Raw genomic sequence first — 19,591 nt, 5'->3', positions numbered from 1 at the left:
CGTGGTGTACTCGAATTTATAAAATCTAGTCAGAGGACAATTAACCAATTACTTTTTTGACGACTTCTGTCAATTTCTGCGGATCAAACGGCTTCACCAACCAACCATTTGCACCTGCAGCCCTCCCCTTCGCCTTCATATCATCACTCGATTCAGTGGTGAGCATCAAAATTGGCACGCGTTGATAAGTTGCCAAGCCACGAAGAGATTTGATGAGCGTTAAGCCATCCATTCTTGGCATATTTTGATCGGTCAAAACAAGATCAACCACTTGATTGCGGGCTTTTTCCAAGCCATCCTGGCCATCCACTGCCTCAATTACTTGATATCCTGCAGCTTTCAAACTGAACGCCACCATCTGCCTCAACGAGCCAGAATCATCAACCGCTAAAATTGTCTTGGCCATCATCACTCCGTTAAACTAATGAAAAGTACATTAACCCACCAACATTAAAGGCAATCAAAATAATTCGATATCACCGCTATCCAAATGTTTTTGATTGACTGCTTTCCTTAACAAGCTTTTCAGCTCCACACTTTGCTTCTCAAGCCTCACCGTAATTTCTCTAAGCAATATCGCAATTTCGTCGGTTTCACCATCATGAGGTATGCCGTCGCCAACAATCCCTAAATTGCTTAAAACCTCACGCAAACCTGCACTACGCTGAACAGTCCGGGAAATTAACTGACTTGTGAGATCTTGAAATTGCAGGCTCGTAACGGCAGCATTAATATGTGATGCTATATCATCTTTGAGTACTTTAAGTCGGTCGATGCTCTCGACTGGAGCCTCGCCAGTAGAAATAATTAAATCAATCTCTTCTTGCTGACTGGAAATTGCAGCATGTAATGCCAAGAAGCTTGAACCAAGTTTCTCTATCGCCTCTGCGAGCAATATGGTTGTTTGCACAAGATCAGTTTCGACCTCAAGCAAGTGTTCCTTACCGTGATCAGACACGCCTGAAAGTAGTTCTTTAACCTCAGATCCCAGCATTTTCTTTTTTGACATCTTCAGCATCCTAATTCTGAATTTACCCGACCTGTTGATAAACAATACTTATTTATTGACCTTAACCGAAACCTCGCCGCCTGATTCAGTTTGATTACTGACTTCAATCGAACCACCATCCTGTGACGCAGACTCTTCAGCTTTTTTATTCATCACAATAATACTAATACGCCGATTGATCGGATTGAGCGAATCATTTTTATCAAATAGAACGGAAGACGATAAACCGACAACTCTGAGTACTTTTGTCTCATCCATACCACCATAGATCAACTCACGCCGTGAAGCATTTGCCCGATCTGCAGACAACTCCCAATTGCTATAGCCTTTTTCACCACTGCCATAAGGAGCAGCATCTGTGTGGCCGGACAAGCTAATCCTATTGGGCACATCATTCAGGGCTTTACCAATTTCATGCAAAATCTCTCGAGTGTATGGCTGTAACTCTGCTTTTGCAGAAGCAAACATAGGGCGATTCTGTTCATCCACCATCTGGATACGTAATCCTTCGGTTGTTATATCGAGCAAAAGTTGTTTCTTATATTGTTTTAATGTCGCGTTTGATTCAATGGCGGCCTCAATTTTAGTTTTGAGCCCTTTCAGTCTTTCGGCATCTACCTTTGCCAGAGCAGCTTCGGCAGCTTGGAGGTTATAGCTCTTTTTGGGAGCCTCCACGTCCCCCTTTTTATTTTGCCCTTCGCGCAAAGTCAGATCTTTACCACCACCTTTAATGACACTAGAACTATCACCACTGCCCTCACCACCCGCCATTGCAACTTTCAAAGGAGTCTGAAAATATTCAGCAATCCCCTGCAAGTTACCTTTCGCCGTTGAACCAAGTAACCACATTAACAAAAAGAAAGCCATCATTGCGGTCACAAAGTCGGCATATGCAATTTTCCATGCGCCGCCATGATGACCACCGGCCACTTTCTTTATACGCTTGACGATAATTGGCCGTAGTTCTTCATTCGCCATATTGCGCTCCCAACGACATTAAATTACTTGGATTTAGATTGCTTTATATGCTCTTCCAATTCACTAAAGGTTGGCCGCTCGGTTGAGTAAAGAACCTTACGCCCGAACTCCACTGCAAGTGCCGGAGCATAGCCGTTCAAACTAGCAAGCAGGGTTACTTTAATACATTGAAATGTTTTGGATGACTCATCCAATTGCTGCTCCATCAAACCCGCTAATGGGCCGATAAAACCATAGGCAAGTAAGATACCTAGAAATGTTCCTACCAGCGCATGTGCAATTAATATCCCCAACTCAGATGGAGGAATACCTACAGATTCCATGGTGTGCACAACACCCATAACAGCAGCTACGATACCAAAAGCGGGAAGACCATCACCCAATTTCGCAATGAAATGAGCAGGCATCGCACCTTCATGGTGGTGCGTTTCAAGCTCGTTATCCATCAAATTTTCGATTTGGAACGCATCCATATTTCCGGAAACCATCAGCCTCAAGTAATCACCGATAAATTCCATCAAATGATGGTCAGAAACGATCAAAGGATATTTACTAAAAAGCGGACTTTCTTCCGGTTTTTCAATATCGCCCTCAATCGACATCAACCCCTCTTTGCGTACTTTAGTCAGCACATCAAACAGCATCGTCATCAGCTCCATATAGAGCGCCTTAGTGTACTTAGACCCTTTCAAAACACCTGGAATTGCTTTGAGAGAGGCCTTTAGAGTTTTGCCATTATTACCAACCAGTGACGCACCAACGGCAGCACCACCAATCATCAGCAACTCGAGCGGCTGAAACAAAACAGCAAGATGTCCACCGGACATGACGAATCCGCCAAATACAGATCCCATTACTACAATATAGCCGACGATGACTAACACGAGCCATACTCCTTTATAAGCAAATGAACCTACTCATTTAATTGGAAGTGACAATATGATCTGCAAACTAATTTAGTACATTCATTTCTACAAATAATATCAACAGCTAAATATTGCCTGAGAAATATATTTCATAACTATCATTATATGCGCCATACGTAGAGAATTGGATCGTTAGAGTCAGTATTTATACATAAATCTGGCTCTATATCAGGGACAATAAATTCATAACTCAGCAGCAATGTACCGGAGCGCATTTCTGATTTTGCTTTCTCCCAAAGTGAAGGCATCGCTGCGGGTGAGAGATAAGCGAATACAACATCATATTCACCCAGAGTCATGTCATAATAATTTTTTAAAAAAAAACTTACCTTGGCTGAGTGAATTTGAGCTCTAAAGTAACTAATCAACCAAGGTAAAGGCGCAATTTCGACACCACAAAAAAAACTATCAGTTCGTTTTAACGACAAACTTAAAGTCAGTCCACCGAAACCACTTCCCAAATCAACAAACCTCAAAGGCTTACGCGGCAAAAAATCATCGATGACCGAGGGCAATGTGGCCTTAGATGGGTAATATGGAACTTGCGTTCGAAAGGTACTCCAGTAGAGTAACGCCATAAAAATAAATGCCGCCAAATAGTAATGACGAGAAATATCTAAGGAGAGAAGTGCAAAAACAGAGATTGGAAAGAAGAATTGTATCGCCCACCACCACCAATCCATTTTACGAAAATAGGAAATGATGGCCGCAACAAAAGCGCCAGCTAACAAGAAAGATATTAAGGAAAATTTTTTTGCAAATAACAGGTGAGTAAAAAAAATACCTGACCCACAAATACAAAAAGAAAAAATCTGGATAAATAATGCCTCGACCGCCGGAGGAAACCTTAACTTATCCGTCAGAATATTTTGAGCCTCAAATTTTTTTTCTAATTCTGTGCTCAAAAGATCTCCGGAAAACTATCTACATCAGGCCACCATCGCCAAAGGAGAATCCAACTCCCGAACTCGTTTTGTCTTCCCAGCACGAGAAGGAACGTGGCACAAACCACACGCATAATCATCATGCAAATCGAGTGTATGCGCAACAAATTGTCCACCACATTTACTGCATTTTGCAAATTTTAATATTTTTGCGTCGAAGAAACGAACCAAAGTCCAGGCACGAGTCAAAGATAATACAGATTCCTCACCAGGGGCAACCGGAGCCTGCTCAAGATATAGACGATATGCCTTCACTACCGCCTCAATACCTTTAATCTCAGCATGGTCATTCAAGTATTTATGAATATTCATAAATAGCGAAGAATGAATGTTTGGCTGCCAGGTGATGAACCAATCTGTGGAGAACGGCAACATACCTTTTGGTGGAGATACGCCTTTCAATTCTTTGTAGATCTTCAAAAGGCGCTCTCTGGACAAACTTGTCTCAGATTCCAGCAATTGCAGCCGCGCCCCCAGATTAACGAGATCGATCGCCAATTGGATTTCCTGCGCTTCGTTCACGACACTTTTGCTCACCATTTTACTCACCCCAATACGAATTAACTACAATCGACTAAATTAATGAATTTCTTCGACAGCTTGCCCGGCCATTAGAATGGCGGCATGAGAATGAGCCAAAGCGCGCTCTTTGTTATAGTTTGTCAGCATGCATAAAATGGCACTATCTTCAAATCTGAAGCGTGCAAGCATCATATTTGAGCCTGCCAACTTAAGGATTTGTGCGTTATTCAAACCTTCGATCAGGTCAGCAATTTCTTTTGCTATACCCAAGCGAAATATGGCAGTTGCTTTATCTGCGCGTATCATCTGCTGAGCAAGCATTAGGTAGCTCAGGTTTGCATCGCGAATTTCAGCCATCATATCGTTCGGTGTCATTTTCACATCCCCCATCATGTTATCCCGGCACAGAGTTGATTGCCGTTGAGACACATTGTGAGACCAAGAAATTTACCGATGTATAGGCCGAACTAGGAATATTAGGTAATTAAAAGCAGAGACTGCCCGTAGGAGTTTTCCCTACAGGCTATATTTGATATCTTTTTAAGAAGAACTAAAAAGAAAATTGAATTTTATTCTATGCAAGAATAAACAAGAGAAACATCAATAAAAACAAAGCTTTATCGTAAATTTCAAATAAAAATCTCTTTGCTTACATCACATTAACGACAAGAATTTCGAGAACTTTAGGCATTTTTTAAAAAAAACCTAAAAATATTTTCCTTTGTTTTTAACGTCTAAATATCTAAAAACTTTAGGGAGTTTTAAAAATAAATCGTGTTTTCGCAACAATTCTCATGTCAATAGGAATTACTTTTTGTAAAAATAGACACTAATTGGAAGAAATTCTTACAGAAAAGCATGAAAGGCAGATAGGACGCAGAAAAAATGCTGCATCCAAGTTGAGGAAGGTAACTATGTAACTAAAAGACCTATTGATGAGACTGGCGCCAGATACTTTGCCCGCGAACTTCTTTGTCTAAGCCATTGAGCAAGGATTCATGTGCGTCCAAATCGGAATTTGATGCGTAATGCACAATTACATCGCCAATTGGTGTGTCAGGAATAACCTCTTCCACCACTTTTATCTCAACAGTCTCCTCCACTTCAATGGCAAAACTGTTTTGACCACGCGACATTGCCAAAAACACATCGGCCAATAATTCTGCATCCAGTAAGGCGCCGTGAAGTTTTCGATGAGAATTTGATACCTCGTATCTGTCACATAAGGCATCTAGAGAATTTCGCTTGCCAGGATGCAACTCTTTTGCCTGTACGAGCGTATCCGTAACCGCTTCGACATAATCAGAGAATAATGGCAATCCTAGTCGCGCGAACTCGGCATTAAGAAATCCCACATCAAACGGCGCATTATGAATTACGACCTCTGCACCTTTAATATATTCACAAAATTCATCCACAATTTCGGCAAACTTTGGTTTGTCGCTTAAGAACTCTGTGGTTAAGCCGTGAACTGCTAACGCGCCCTCTTCCGAGTCTCGCTCTGGATTAATGTAACGATGGAAATTATTTCCGGTTAATTTGCGGTTAATCAGTTCTACGCAACCAATTTCAATTACACGATCACCGGTTCTGGCACTTAAACCCGTCGTTTCAGTATCTAATACTATTTGTCGTTTCATAATTTTATGTGGTTACTTTTTATTGAGATATTGAGATATTGAGATATTGAAACACTATTTTATTCATTCACAATGAATTCCCAGCGTAAGCGAACCAGCTGATTTGGTAACGCATCAAAAAATGCGGCATCTGAACCGATACCAGCAGCAAATAGTAGTTTTTTTTCACAAGAAATAAGAGGCAGACGATCTCTCTCCCAAAATGGAATTTCCATACTTTGATAATGGCTTTTGATATCACGCGTTGGTCGATTTGATGCTAACTTTAAACGCTCCCCGCCTTGTCGCGAATGCATTGTCAACACAGCCTCCTTTAACCAATCGGCTGAAATACCCACATCAGCATCGTCAAAATGAAGTGTCCCGCCAAATTCAGGAAACGCCATCAATGCCTCTCCATTCCAGCAAAACTGTCGAGGAACCACATCCGCAATTTTTATTGAACGCCTTGAAGACGAATAAATTCTGTTTTTATATCGGTGTATTCCTAAATTATCGTGATAAACACTGATTTTTGCGTCTGCACGACCTTCGAAAAGCTGATGACGTAGCTCTGCTAAACGAGCAGTGGTCGGCATACGTGAACCTTTAAGCGCCAGCCAATACCGAAGTAAATTATCGATCCGGTCAGCCCCCAAAGCGATCACACTAGGAATATACAATCCTTCTTTGTCTGCAGCGCAAGAATGAAGATCCTGTTTTGCTATTTCCGTCAATAATCGGTTGGTGGACTGAGCATGCGTTGCGCTTCTGGATAGACGCTCAGCATAACCAGGGGCAATAGACGACAAAATTGGCATCAATTGATGTCGCAATGCGTTCCGCACATACCGTGTATCGATATTGGACTCATCTTCGACATAGGCAATCACATTATCATTTGTGTACTCAACCATCCTCTGCCTTGTAATCGCAAGTAAAGGTCTGGCGACGAGTAAGGAGTCATTGCACAAAAGCCTAGGGGCCCGGTTAAATTGATCCATGCCAGACAAACCGGCCACGCCCGAACCTCGCAAGAGCTGTAGCAATACGGTTTCGGCCTGATCGTCTTGATGATGTGCGGTGAGAATCAATGGCAATTTATACTGTGAGCACAACATGCCAAGACTTTTATACCTGGCATCCCTTGCCGAGGCCTCTATTCCGTCTTTATGCACATTTTCGAGAACAACCTTAGTCCCGATGAAAGTCGCGCCCATGGATTCGCATTGTTTCGAGCAATGAAGAAGCCAATCATCTGCATTCGGACTCAGCCCATGGTGAACATGAAAAGCAAAAAGAGGAATTTTTTTTCTCTGACAAAAGACTTTTGCCAGATCTAGCAATACTGAAGAATCTAAGCCGCCACTATATGCAACAGCAAGGCCTGTATCACTTAAATCGATATCATTTATTTGCAAAATCTGCTCAAGCGTACGTTGAAAATGATCAATCAACGTACGCTCATTTTTTACTACTGTCATTCTGAAAGTTTAGTTTCCTTGAACTTGCCATAACTCATCAATTTTTCATGGCGGGCAGCAAGTAAATCTTTCGTTTTTAATCCTTGGAATTGACGCAGGGTATCAGCCAAAGCACGCTTGACCAAGGCGCACATTTGTTTAGGATCGCGATGGGCACCACCTAAAGGCTCATTAATAATTTTGTCAATCAAGCCCATGGCCTTCAAACGATGTGCAGTCAAACCAAGCGCTTCGGCCGCATCAGAGGCACGGTCTGAGGTTTTCCAGAGGATGGAAGCACAGCCTTCAGGCGAAATTACCGAATAAGTAGCATATTGCAGCATCAAGACGGCATCACCTACCGCTAAAGCAAGTGCGCCACCAGAACCGCCCTCACCGATGATGGTTGTAATCAACGGCACCTTTAATTCAGCCATTACGTACAAATTACGTCCGATCGCCTCAGACTGGCCGCGCTCTTCTGCGTCAATACCTGGCCAGGCACCGGTTGTATCAATAAAAGTGAATACTGGGATATTGAACTTTTCAGCCAGCTTCATCAAACGCATCGCTTTGCGATAACCTTCCGGTTTCGGCATGCCAAAATTACGCATAGCACGCTCTTTAGTATCGCGTCCTTTTTGATGCCCCATGACCATACAGGCCTGACCGTTAAAACGAGCCAAACCACCTACAATCGATTGGTCGTCAGCAAAACTACGGTCACCATGTAATTCGTGAAAATCGGTAAATATCTGATTCACGTAATCCATCGTATATGGGCGTTGTGGGTGGCGTGCAATTTGAGAAACCTGCCAAGGTGTCAACTTCGCGTAGATATCCTTGGTCAACATTTGACTCTTTTTAGAGAGCCTGTCGATCTCTTCCGAGATATCAACCGCAGAATCGTCCTGCACAAATCGCAATTCTTCGATTTTTGTTTCGAGTTCAGCAATAGATTGCTCAAACCCAAGGAATGTCGTTTTAGTCATCGTGCCTCCTACTATTTCAACCAGCGTTGAAGATAAGCTTTACTTAAAATTACGATTCAGCAACGGGATCTAGGCTACGCCACAGATACCAGGTCGCTACTGTACACCACGGCCCCCAATTTGCAGCCACTTCTCTTGCGTCGCTACGGGAAACCGGCTCACCTGAAAAATAATTGCTGCTAATGCCTTTGAGTAAACCAGGATCATCTAAAGGTAATATGTTCGGACGGAGCAGATTAAATATCAAAAACATCTCTGCTGTCCAGCGTCCTATGCCCCGAATTTGTATCAGCTCCGAAATAACGTCTTCATCTGCCATCTCCGCCCAACTATTGACGTGCACTCTTTTTTCTTTAAAGTGTTCAGCTAAATCCAGAATATATTCTGTTTTACGCTTGGACAGACCGCAAGCTAGTAGTTTTTCACTACCCGCCTTTAATACTTGCGTATAAGTACATTTAGGACAAAGTTCAAGAAAGCGCTGCCAGAGTAAATCAGCCGATTTGACTGAAATTTGCTGCGCGACTATTGAGCGCGTCAACGTAGTAAAAGGATCATCACGCCCGACCAAATACAAGTCGCCGAACTGAGGAATCAGTTTGCGCATGATCCTGTCGCGCTTCATCAACTCGATTTTTGCGCTCTCCCAATACTCGGGAACTTGCGGAACCTCTCTCTGACTCATTGTCGTATCCGCGCCGCTCATACCCTGCGCCACTCAGTCAAACCGCCGGCCTTATCTTCAAGAACGATCCCTTCAAGCAGTAATTCATCACGAATGCGATCAGATTCAGCAAAATTTTTCGCTTTTTTTGCCGCAATGCGAGCATCTATTCTGTCCTGAATCGCCGTGAGTTCGCTTGCATCTGCGAGCTCCGGTGAAGCTCGCAGATAATCGTTAGGTGGGCGCTGCAGCAAGCCTATAGTGCCGGCAAGCGTCTTAAGTTGCCGCGCCAACTGTGGCGATTTACTCTTATTTACATCGTTTGCCAGGTCAAATAAAACCGAGATAGCGATAGGTGTATTGAAATCATCAGACATCGCCTCTGCAAACCGTTTTGAGTAATCATCGTCCTGATCCAGAGGCAGATCGTCACTAATCGTTTCTTTCAGAGCTATATAGAGACGGGATAACGCAGCTTTCGCATCGTCAAGATGTGCATCGGAATAATTTAAAGGACTGCGATAATGTGCACGTAAGATGAAAAATCGGACAACTTCAGGATCGTATTTTTTCAACACGTCGCGAATAGTAAAAAAATTGCCCAAGGATTTAGACATTTTTTCATTATCTAAACGCACAAAACCATTGTGCATCCAATAATTTACAAAAGTATGTTGATGTGCGCCTTCAGATTGGGCAATCTCATTTTCATGATGTGGAAACTGCAAATCCTGTCCGCCACCATGAATATCGAAATGCTCCCCTAACAGATCGCCCGCCATTGCCGAGCACTCGATATGCCAGCCAGGTCGTCCTAGTCCCCATGGAGATGACCATTTAACCTCGGCAGGTTCGGCATCTTTGGCCGATTTCCACAAAACAAAATCCAGAGGATCTCGCTTACCTGTGTTGATATCAATACGCTCACCTGCACGTAAATCATCAAGAGACTTGCCAGACAATTTTCCGTAACCGGGAAAATCACGGACAGAATAATTCACATCACCATCCGTCGCCTTATATGCCAAACCATTGACTTCAAGCTTAGAAATTAATTGCAACATCTGAGGAATATATTGCGTTGCTCTCGGGGCATAGTCTGGAGCCTGCACACCCAAAGCCTGCGCATCCTCATTCATATAGTCAATAAAACGATTTGTAAGCTGTGAAATAGTTTCGCCATTCTCCACCGCACGTTTGATTATTTTGTCATCGATGTCAGTAATATTGCGAACATACGTCACATCAAAACCTGAACTGCGCAACCAACGCTGCACCATATCAAATACCACCATGACGCGCGCATGTCCCAGATGACAATAGTCGTATACCGTCATTCCGCATACATACATGCGTATCTTGCCGGGTTCAATTGGAACAAAGATTTGTTTTTCGCGGGTCAGGGAGTTGTATATTTTTTGTTTGTTCATGAGCTGCGTATGAATTATTTTTTGCGATCTTTGTCCGAATTTGTGCCAACTGATTCAATTTCAAACGACCTGTAACTGACAGTTGACGTCAAAGCGTGTCAAAAACCCATTTTGTGCGCATATTTGTTAAGATGTCGCTTTATATTCAGTATAACATTGCTGAACCAATGTTCCCCAGTTCCCCAATGAAACCAAGTCCATTTACTATGCGCCACCTTGTTCAAAGTGTTTTTGCATTATCTAGCCTGTCTCTTGCGCTCATGTCTTCACCCTGTTTTGCAGATGACACGTCCGATATCGCCAAGCTTTTTCGTGCAGGACAAACGGCTGAAGCGCTGCAAAAAGTAGATTCTATCTTGGCACAACGCCCAAAAGATGCTCAATTGCGTTTTTTAAAAGGGTTGATACTGACCGAACAAAATAAATCAACTGAAGCCATCACGGTGTTTTCCAAACTCACTGACGACTATCCGGAATTACCGGAGCCATATAACAACCTGGCCGTACTATATGCGTCTAGCGGGCAATACGATAAAGCACGTGCCGCGCTGGAAATGGCGATCAGAACCAATCCAACTTATGGTACCGCTCATGAAAATCTGGGAGATGTGTACGCCAAGTTAGCCAGCCAGTCCTACGACAAAGCACTGCAACTGGACTCAGGTAACTCCGGCGCAAAACTCAAACTGACGTTAGTTAAAAATCTGATCGGTAACACTACAGGCGGCACCAACCCCAAAAACTCAGTGAGTCCAGCGACAGTAGCCGCTGCAAGTCCGGCAAAAGCTCCCCCAGCCAAAACCGAACCAGAACCAAACAAGCAAGAAAAAGCTGAAGCCAAAATTGCCAGTAAACCAGTTGCCGCACCTGCAAGCGGCGATCAGGATGAGGTTCTGAAAGCGGTCGAGAATTGGGCAAAAGCCTGGAGCAGCAAAGACACCAGCACTTACCTAGCCCATTATGCGAAAGATTTTGACACACCAAAAGGTGAGTCGCGCAAAGCCTGGGCAGAGGAGCGTCGCACACGCATTGAGGGCAAAGGTCGTATCAGCGTCAAAATCGAGTCCCCTAAAGTCTCCTTGGATGGTAGTAGCGCCATCGTTAAATTCCGACAAATTTATAGCTCGGATCAATTGACTGCAAATAGCAGAAAATCTTTGTCCATGGTCAAGCAGGATGGCAAATGGCTGATCAAGCAGGAGCGCGCGGGTAACTGATGTATCGCTCTGTTCCGTTTTTGACCTCCCCGCCCTACAAGTGCGGGAAACATCTTGTTGCCGTTTTTTTATCGCTGTTATTGATTGCGCTCTTGAGCGCAGCCATGCCATCGCATGCAAAATCGCGCGCTGAGAAGCCCTCTATTGCTGAAGCGGTTCAGCGACTACCGAATCCTGACCTTTTATTACTTGAGGTATATAAAAGTCTGGCGGCAAACAAGTTGCAGCAAGCCCAGTTAAAGGCAGATGAATTAGTTGAAGCCTATCCTAACTTTCAGCTAGGACATTTGATCCGTGGCGATCTCCTCCTGATGCATACGAAGCAGGTCAATAGCTTTGGCGGCAATGCAAACGCATCACCGGAAAAGCTCAAGGATCTACGGGACGAAGCCTATGCGAGATTAAAATCTATCCGCGAAAAACCGGATCCGGATCTGATTCCTCGTAATATTTTGCAATTGCGCGATGATCAAAAGCAAGTATTGATCGTCGATGCGAAAAAGTCGCGCCTGTACCTGTATGAAAACAATGCAGGACAGCCTAAGTTCGTGACGGATTTTTATGTAAGCCAGGGCAAATTCGGCATCAATAAAAATAAAGAAGGCGATCAAAAAACTCCTATTGGGGTGTACTACATTACCAGTCGTCTGGCAGGATCTAAACTCCCTGATTTTTATGGCCCGGGAGCACTACCAATTAATTATCCAAATGAGTGGGATAAAATCAATGGCAGAAGCGGCTCTGGTATCTGGTTACATGGTGTTCCTTCAGAAAATTTTAGCCGCCCTCCTCTAGCCTCGGATGGCTGTGTGGTCTTAACCAATCCCGATTTTTTAAAAATTGCTGCCATGATTGACATAGGAAAAACACCCGTCATTATCAGCGAGCAAGTAGAATTCTCAAACTTTACAAAATGGAATGCAGATAAACAATCGGCGAGTAAAATGCTGGAAGATTGGCGTGCCGATCTGGAAAGTCAAAACCCGAATCGCCTGCTGAATAATTACTCAAGAAACTTCAAAACTATTCAGGGTGATAATCTGAATGCATGGTTTCCCAAACAGCAACAAGCAACCGAGGGCCTGCATAATCTGTCGATCAAGTTAAAAGAAGTCACGCAGTTTCGTTATCCAGGAAAAGATGAAATGATCGTCAGCACTTTCACCCAGGAAACGACAGCGAGCAAGAGCAAAACCAGTATCAGAAAGCGGCAGTATTGGATTAAAGAAGCGGCAAAATGGAGAATCATTTATGAAGCACAAGTTTGATATTTCGAGGAAAACTATGTCACTGACCCGTCGCCACATCATCACCCTGTTCGCCAGTACAGCCATGTTACTCGGTACATCTACCGTCTGGTCGGAAGACTTACCTAAAGTGGCACTCAAAACCAATCTGGGCGAAATCGTACTTGAGCTACATCCTGAAGCCGCTCCGAAAACGGTTGAAAATTTCCTCCGCTACGTTAAGGCCGGGCATTACAACGGTACGGTATTCCATCGTGTGATTGATAATTTCATGATTCAGGGTGGTGGCTTCGATAAAAACATGAAAGAAAAATCGACTGGCAAGCCGATTGCGTTGGAGGCGAAATACGCACTTGAACACGGCTTAAAAAATGAGCTCGGTACCGTTGCGATGGCACGCACGAATGATCCAAATTCTGCAACTGCACAATTTTTTATCAATGTAAATGATAATGACTTTCTGAATCATCAAGTATTACCTGAAGGTGATCCTGTCCAGTATGAACGCAGAGGCAATATCATTACTGCACCACGAGCACAAGCCCTGCTGGCAACGGCTGGCTACACACCATTTGGCAGAGTGATCAAAGGAATGGATGTCGTAGAGAAGATCAAAGCAGTAGAGACAAGCGAGTCGGGAATTATGCAAAACGTCCCAAACAAAGCTGTCATTATTGAATCAGCCAAGTTACTTAAATAATATACAATTACACCAATTTTCTTCACTTCTTCAAGGATTATCATGGCCGTTATTCTCACCACCAACCATGGCAACATCACCATCGAACTCGACGCTGATAAAGCACCTAAAACTGTCGCCAACTTCATCGCCTATGTAGAAGCGGGTCACTACAATGGCACCATCTTCCATCGTGTGATTGATGGATTCATGATTCAAGGTGGCGGTTTCGAACCAGGGATGAAGCAAAAAGCGACAAATGCGCCGATTGAAAACGAAGCAAAAAATGGCTTAAAAAATCAACGTTATTCAATCGCCATGGCACGCACTGGAGACCCACACTCAGCATCAGCACAGTTTTTCATCAATACGACAAACAACAGTTTCCTTGACTATCCAGGTCAAGACGGCTGGGGCTACTGTGTTTTCGGCACCGTCTCAGAAGGCAAAGAAATCGTCGACAAAATCAAATCCGTAAAAACCACACGCACTGGCATGTTCCAGGACGTGCCAGTTGAAAACGTGGTGATCGAAAAAGCTGAAGTCGTTTAATTCCGCTATTGAAAAGAACGAAATAACAGTGATTGATCAACACAAGCACGCGAAAGCGCAACCAGCACTGGTTGCGCTTTTTGTTTCTGACATCCATTTACGCGCATCACTGCCAAACACAGTGGCTGCCTTTTTTAGCTTCCTTCATCAGCATGGCAAACAAGCCAGACAGTTATTTCTGTTAGGTGATCTGTTTGAGTATTGGGCAGGTGACGACGCGATCAACGCGCCGTTCAATCAAACAGTCATCAGCGCTCTACGAGCAGTCAGCGACACCGGGACTCAACTCTACTGGATCGCAGGCAATCGGGATTTTTTAGTTGGCGAACAATTTGCCAAAGCAACTGGCTCCAGCCTTCTGTCAGACCCAAGCACAATCGTGATCAATGGAAAAAAAATTGTGCTGGCACACGGTGATCAGCAATGTACCGATGACCTCGATTACATCGCGTTTCGCAATCAAGTGCGTCAGCCCGCATGGAAACATCAGTTTCTCAGCATGCCCCTAGCCGAACGTACAGCGATGATTGAGGGAATGCGGCAAGATAGCAAGATAGAACAGCAGAACAAGACCGCCGCAATCATGGATGTAAATTCTGAGGCGATCCATCAGCTCTTTTCAGACAGCGATGCTGAAGTGATGATACACGGCCATACCCACCGGCCAGCAATCCATACTCATGAGTTAGGAATCCGTTATGTTCTGCCAGATTGGGAGTGCGATGCGGAGGAAAAACGCGGAGGATGGCTAGCATTATACGATAATGGTCAGCTCATCCGATTTGATGTGAATGGTGCGCCAATTACCGCCTAACAATCTATATACTCCAGCCCAGTATAATTTTAACCACCAATAAAATAGTGCGGATAAAAGACATATTTTTACCCCATAGTGGGGAGTATGCCTTTTTATTTGGTTTACTTGAGTCTGGACGAAAATTAGATCACGAACAAAGATGTCTTAGTACAAGCGCTGCCGACGATTGCGCCAATGCTGTGTAGCAGCCTAGATTCACCTGTGCCTGCTGCTTGAATATTTTCCCTTAATCAACCAGACTATTGATCTGCTCAGGATTCAGCTTTTCTGCCAATAACTGGGCTTCGCATGCAATACCTGCCGTCGCAATCGCTGCGGTCAATTTTTCTATTTGCTCTTGCTGCGATGCTGCATGATCGATCAACTTGTGCAAGACTTTAGAAATAGGGTCATCGCCATTAGACGTTACCCCATACGCGCTGAATAAATTCGCCGTCGCCTCAGACTGTGCATCTGTTTCTTTTTTCACGATATGCGCAGGATTACCCACGGCAGTCGCACCGGCTGGCACAGGTTTGACGACGACGGAATTTGAGCCTATCTTCGCACCGGCACCGATCGTAAAACCGCCCAACACTTTAGCACCAGCTCCGACTATCACACCCGGCTCCAAGGTCGGGTGACGCTTGGCGCCTTTAGACAAAGAGGTTCCGCCCAACGTCACCCCCTGATAAATCGTACAGTCGTCACCGATCTCTGCCGTCTCACCGATCACAACACCAAAGCCATGATCGATAAATACCCGGCGCCCTATCGTAGCTCCGGGATGAATTTCAATTCCGGTAAAGATACGCGCCAGATGCGAGATAAACCGCCCCAGCCATTTAAAGCCATGACTCCAGCACCATTGCGCCCAGCCATGCATCAGAATTGCATGGAACCCGGGGTAACAAGTAACGACTTCCCAAGTATTACGGGCAGCAGGATCTCGTTGGATGATATTGGCGATATCTTCGCGCAAACGACTAAACATGGAGTGATAAAGGAAAGGAAAAACGAATAATGAAAACTACTTAAGGAAGTGCATCTTAGCGCGTTCAGCAAAAACCTGCTGGCGGCAAGGCCAGCGCCAAGATGATATTCAGGCAGATAAATTAAGGACGGGGAAGTCGCTGCCGGCGCGCCTCGTACAGACAGACACCTGATGCTACAGACACGTTCAGACTTTCAACTGAGCCGAACATAGGAATACTAACCAACTGATCACAGGTCTCTCTGGTCAAACGGCGCATCCCCTCACCTTCAGAGCCCATAACAATGGCAATACCGCCCTTAAAATCAACATCATAAATCGTCTGATCTACATCATCCGAAGTACCTACCAGAAAAATATCACGTTCCTTTAGCTCACGCAGCGTGCGTGCAAGGTTGGTCACAGTGATGTAGGGAACCGTTTCAGCAGCACCGCTGGCCACTTTAGCGGCGGTAGCATTGAGTCCTACAGCTCGGTCTTTAGGCGCAATCACAGCATGCGCGCCAACACCATCGGCGACACGCAGACATGCGCCAAGATTGTGAGGATCGGTAATTCCATCAAGTATCAATAAAAGCGGCGGACCTTCGATTGCATCCAGCAATTCATCAAGATTACGCGCCAGAGATAACTCGCCTGCCTTCGCTACCACACCTTGATGGCGACGGGTGCCGACGATACTCGACAAGCGCTGATCATCTGCGGGGATGATGCGTACGCCTGCTGATTTTGCGGCACTGATCAAATCCTTCATACGTCCATCGACGCGAGAAGAATCAACATAAATTTCTTCCACCGACGATGCCTCATGACGGATGCGTGAGGTGACGGCATGGAAGCCAAAAATCATTTTATTTTTCATTATTTACTTTACTTCACTATCTAAATATAACTACCTGTTAATACTGCACCATCAACCTTCAGTACGTCTTTATTGTCTGTTATCGCTTTTTCTTGCCCGACCGGGATGCGGCACGAGATGGACGTTCCGTGGTCTCCTGCTTAGCGCGACGCGCTTTTGCTGGTGCTGCCGGGGTCTTTACCGGAACAACTTTTGCGCCCGACTTCGCTACTGGTTGAGAACCAGATTTAGCAACGACCTTTTTCGATTTGGTGTTGCCTTTAGTGGTACCGGCTTTAGTAGCAGCGCCGCGTCCGCCACCACTATTCTGCTCTCGCAGATCCGCCCCTACTGCCGGTCGCAGGCCAGTTGGCTGAACAATTGCCAGATCAATTTTACGCGCATCCAGATCGACACGACTGACCTGAACTGTCACACGATCGGTCAGCTGGTAGCGCTTGCCAGTACGTTCGCCACGCAGCTCGTGACGGGCATCGTCAAACTGGAAATAATCAGCGCCTAGCTCGGTAATGTGAACCAGGCCCTCGATATAAATTTCATCAAGTTGCACAAAAATACCAAATTGCGTCACACCAGAGATAGTGCCGGTGAACTCTTCACCGAGTTTATTTCTGATGAAATAGCACTTGAGCCAGGCTTCAACGTCGCGTGACGCCTCATCCGCCCTGCGCTCATTGGCAGAGCAATGCACCCCCAGTGCATCCCAGATAGTCAGGTCCTGCTCAGATTTTGGTTTTTTACCCGCGGCCTTATCGAGAATCTGCTGCTTGCGCGCAGCATTTGATACAGTTGTATTGAGCAAGCTAGTATCAATGCCTTTAGGCTCGTATTTCTTGCCTTGCAAAATTGCCTTAATCGCCCGATGTGTCAACAGATCGGGGTAACGTCGTATCGGGCTGGTGAAATGCGCATAAGCCTCATAAGACAAGCCAAAGTGACCAATATTATCCGGGCTGTATACCGCTTGCTGCATTGAACGCAGCAACATAGTCTGCAGCAGGCTCGCATCAGGGCGCCCCTTGATCTTGGTCATCAGCTCAGCGTAATCGGACGCAGAGGGCTTGTCGCCACCATTCAGATATAACCCGACTTGTTTCAGGAAATTGCGAACCTGGTTTAATTTCTCTTTTGTCGGTCCCGCATGAACACGGTAAGTACCTGGCTGTTTATACGTCTCCAGCAAATTGGCAGCACACACGTTAGCGGCCAGCATGCATTCTTCAATCAGCTTGTGAGCATCGTTGCGTGTACGCGGCAGAATTTTTTCAATTTTTCCTGCGGCATTACAAACGATATAGGTTTCGGTTGTTTCGAAGTCGATTGCGCCGCGACGGTGACGAGCTTTCAGCAAGGCCTGAAAGCAGTCATACAAATCTAGCAGATGCGGCACAAGAGGCAAACGCTTGTTCGCCTCAGGGCCTTTAGTATTTCCTAAAATAGCAGCGACTTCGGTGTAGGTGAAACGCGCAGCGGAATGAATAACGGATGGATAAAATTGATATGCAGTCACTTCGCCATCGAGCGAAATTACCATATCGCACACCAGAGTCAGGCGATCCACATCGGGATTTAAAGAGCACAGGCCGTTAGACAGTTTTTCCGGCAACATCGGTATAACCCGGCGCGGAAAATACACTGACGTGCTACGTAATAAAGCATCGCCATCGAGAGCGTCGTTTGGCTTCACATAATGGCTGACGTCAGCAATCGCGACGATTAGTCGGTAGCCTTTTGTGCGTCCAATTTTTGTTGTTTCACAATAGACAGCATCATCAAAATCACGGGCATCTTCTCCATCGATGGTGACCAAGGGCACATCACGCAAATCAACACGATCCACCAGATCGGCATCACGGATTTCGGACGGCAATTTAGCTGCCGCTTTTTTTGCTGCCTCGGAAAATTCATGAGGAACACCGAATTTTCTGACCGCAATTTCGATTTCCATACCAGGATCATCGACGTCACCGAGTACCTCAACGATATGGCCAACCGCTTGCGCGTATTTGGTCGGCTGCTCCGTCAACTCTACGCTGACGACCTGACCTGATTTTGCCTTACCTGGCGAACCGGCAAGTAAAATATCCTGGCTAAACCGCTTATCCTCCGGAGCAACGATCCAGACACCGTTTTCATTGAGCAGGCGTCCAATGATATGGGTATTGGCACGCTCAAGGATTTCGATGATGCCACCTTCCAGGCGACCACGCCGGTCAGTACCGACAACACGCGCTGTGACTCTATCGCCATGCAACACGCGCTGCATTTCTCGTTCTGGCAAAAACAAGTCTTCACTACCATCATCAGGAGTCAAAAAGCCGTAACCATCACGATGACTGCTGACACGACCGGAAATAAAATTATCTTGATTGGCAAGTGTGTAATTGCCGGACTTATCCTGCTTGACCTGACCATCTCTTTCCATCGCGTTCAATCGTCGCACCATGCCATCAAGCTCCTCAGGTTTTACGCCTAGTTTGCCTGCAATCGTTTCCACTTTTTGCTTAGTGCTCGATGTGCGCAGGATGCCGAGAATTTCCTCACGGCTGGGAATGGGATATGAATGTTTATTCAAAAGGTGAATTTCTTTTCTTTTTGTTGTTAAAAATTGAGTGTGCCGATGTCAGTCTACACCCCATCTAGTTTACCGGAGAGCAAGCTAATTGCCTAACATTACTCCAAATCAAAATGCTGACA

The 19,591-nt window shown here is 45.1% G+C and carries 20 protein-coding genes; 5 read left to right on the top strand and 15 right to left on the bottom strand.

Features of this window, described 5'->3' with window-relative positions; all coding sequences use genetic code 11:
* Positions 1–40: 40 nt before the first annotated feature.
* The 12 genes from ACO0K3_RS01785 to cysS all read right to left on the bottom strand — a co-directional run bounded on the left by ACO0K3_RS01785 (position 41) and on the right by cysS (position 10,547).
* Complete coding sequence (locus ACO0K3_RS01785; protein WP_162020889.1) at positions 41–406, bottom strand: response regulator; 366 nt, start codon at positions 404–406, stop codon at positions 41–43.
* Between the two features lie 54 nt (positions 407–460).
* Positions 461–1,009, bottom strand: a complete 549-nt coding sequence (locus tag ACO0K3_RS01780) for a chemotaxis protein (protein WP_422981321.1) — start codon at positions 1,007–1,009, stop codon at positions 461–463.
* A gap of 48 nt (positions 1,010–1,057) precedes the next feature.
* On the bottom strand, positions 1,058–1,987 hold the full coding sequence (gene motB / locus ACO0K3_RS01775; protein ID WP_422958482.1) for a flagellar motor protein MotB: 930 nt from the start codon (positions 1,985–1,987) through the stop codon (positions 1,058–1,060).
* 23 nt (positions 1,988–2,010) lie between these two features.
* A complete protein-coding gene (motA, locus tag ACO0K3_RS01770; protein ID WP_422956622.1) occupies positions 2,011–2,871 on the bottom strand; it encodes a flagellar motor stator protein MotA in 861 nt (286 codons plus the stop codon).
* Between the two features lie 143 nt (positions 2,872–3,014).
* Positions 3,015–3,818: a class I SAM-dependent methyltransferase gene (locus ACO0K3_RS01765; RefSeq protein ID WP_422981319.1), complete on the bottom strand. Its 804-nt coding sequence runs from the start codon at positions 3,816–3,818 to the stop codon at positions 3,015–3,017.
* A gap of 24 nt (positions 3,819–3,842) precedes the next feature.
* Positions 3,843–4,397, bottom strand: a complete 555-nt coding sequence (flhC, locus tag ACO0K3_RS01760) for a flagellar transcriptional regulator FlhC (RefSeq protein ID WP_422956620.1) — start codon at positions 4,395–4,397, stop codon at positions 3,843–3,845.
* Positions 4,398–4,436: 39 nt separating this feature from the next.
* Positions 4,437–4,754 carry a flagellar transcriptional regulator FlhD gene (gene flhD / locus ACO0K3_RS01755; RefSeq protein WP_262836001.1) on the bottom strand — a complete coding sequence of 106 codons (318 nt, stop codon included), beginning with the start codon at positions 4,752–4,754 and terminating at the stop codon, positions 4,437–4,439.
* A 554-nt stretch (positions 4,755–5,308) separates the two neighbouring features.
* Positions 5,309–6,019, bottom strand: coding sequence for a DNA polymerase III subunit epsilon (gene dnaQ, locus ACO0K3_RS01750; RefSeq protein ID WP_422981317.1), 711 nt, complete (start codon positions 6,017–6,019; stop codon positions 5,309–5,311).
* A 59-nt stretch (positions 6,020–6,078) separates the two neighbouring features.
* Entirely contained in the window at positions 6,079–7,482 is a 1,404-nt protein-coding gene (gene tilS / locus ACO0K3_RS01745) for a tRNA lysidine(34) synthetase TilS (RefSeq protein ID WP_422981315.1), read from the bottom strand.
* Positions 7,479–8,453, bottom strand: coding sequence for an acetyl-CoA carboxylase carboxyltransferase subunit alpha (locus ACO0K3_RS01740; RefSeq protein WP_422956617.1), 975 nt, complete (start codon positions 8,451–8,453; stop codon positions 7,479–7,481). The genes tilS and ACO0K3_RS01740 overlap by 4 nt, the downstream gene beginning before the upstream one ends.
* A 49-nt stretch (positions 8,454–8,502) precedes the next feature.
* Positions 8,503–9,159 (bottom strand): DNA-3-methyladenine glycosylase family protein, encoded by a 657-nt coding sequence (locus ACO0K3_RS01735; protein WP_422981313.1) that lies wholly within the window; start codon positions 9,157–9,159, stop codon positions 8,503–8,505.
* A complete protein-coding gene (gene cysS, locus ACO0K3_RS01730) occupies positions 9,156–10,547 on the bottom strand; it encodes a cysteine--tRNA ligase (RefSeq protein WP_422981311.1) in 1,392 nt (463 codons plus the stop codon). The genes ACO0K3_RS01735 and cysS overlap by 4 nt, the downstream gene beginning before the upstream one ends.
* A gap of 260 nt (positions 10,548–10,807) precedes the next feature.
* On the opposite strand from cysS, the gene ACO0K3_RS01725 reads away from it, so the two are divergent.
* The 5 genes from ACO0K3_RS01725 to ACO0K3_RS01705 all read left to right on the top strand — a co-directional run bounded on the left by ACO0K3_RS01725 (position 10,808) and on the right by ACO0K3_RS01705 (position 15,056).
* A complete protein-coding gene (locus ACO0K3_RS01725; RefSeq protein ID WP_422981309.1) occupies positions 10,808–11,764 on the top strand; it encodes a L,D-transpeptidase Cds6 family protein in 957 nt (318 codons plus the stop codon).
* Between the two features lie 104 nt (positions 11,765–11,868).
* Positions 11,869–13,032, top strand: a complete 1,164-nt coding sequence (locus ACO0K3_RS01720; protein WP_422981307.1) for a L,D-transpeptidase family protein — start codon at positions 11,869–11,871, stop codon at positions 13,030–13,032.
* A gap of 64 nt (positions 13,033–13,096) precedes the next feature.
* Entirely contained in the window at positions 13,097–13,711 is a 615-nt protein-coding gene (locus ACO0K3_RS01715; protein WP_422982089.1) for a peptidylprolyl isomerase, read from the top strand.
* Positions 13,712–13,753: 42 nt separating this feature from the next.
* Positions 13,754–14,242 carry a peptidylprolyl isomerase gene (locus tag ACO0K3_RS01710; protein WP_422981305.1) on the top strand — a complete coding sequence of 163 codons (489 nt, stop codon included), beginning with the start codon at positions 13,754–13,756 and terminating at the stop codon, positions 14,240–14,242.
* Positions 14,243–14,270: 28 nt separating this feature from the next.
* On the top strand, positions 14,271–15,056 hold the full coding sequence (locus tag ACO0K3_RS01705) for a UDP-2,3-diacylglucosamine diphosphatase (RefSeq protein ID WP_422981303.1): 786 nt from the start codon (positions 14,271–14,273) through the stop codon (positions 15,054–15,056).
* Positions 15,057–15,285: 229 nt separating this feature from the next.
* Here ACO0K3_RS01705 and cysE read toward each other — a convergent pair whose 3' ends face one another.
* From cysE to rnr, 3 genes are all read right to left on the bottom strand, one after another.
* Positions 15,286–16,032, bottom strand: a complete 747-nt coding sequence (cysE, locus tag ACO0K3_RS01700) for a serine O-acetyltransferase (protein ID WP_422981301.1) — start codon at positions 16,030–16,032, stop codon at positions 15,286–15,288.
* Between the two features lie 121 nt (positions 16,033–16,153).
* Positions 16,154–16,894, bottom strand: coding sequence for a 23S rRNA (guanosine(2251)-2'-O)-methyltransferase RlmB (gene rlmB / locus ACO0K3_RS01695; protein WP_422956608.1), 741 nt, complete (start codon positions 16,892–16,894; stop codon positions 16,154–16,156).
* A 79-nt stretch (positions 16,895–16,973) separates the two neighbouring features.
* Entirely contained in the window at positions 16,974–19,469 is a 2,496-nt protein-coding gene (gene rnr, locus ACO0K3_RS01690) for a ribonuclease R (protein WP_422981299.1), read from the bottom strand.
* Positions 19,470–19,591: the final 122 nt, after the last annotated feature.

The organism is Undibacterium sp. Rencai35W (assembly GCF_049340185.1).
Classification (GTDB): domain Bacteria; phylum Pseudomonadota; class Gammaproteobacteria; order Burkholderiales; family Burkholderiaceae_D; genus Undibacterium.
Note: the sequence above shows the minus strand (reverse complement) of the source record. Positions and strands in the feature narration are given on the sequence as shown.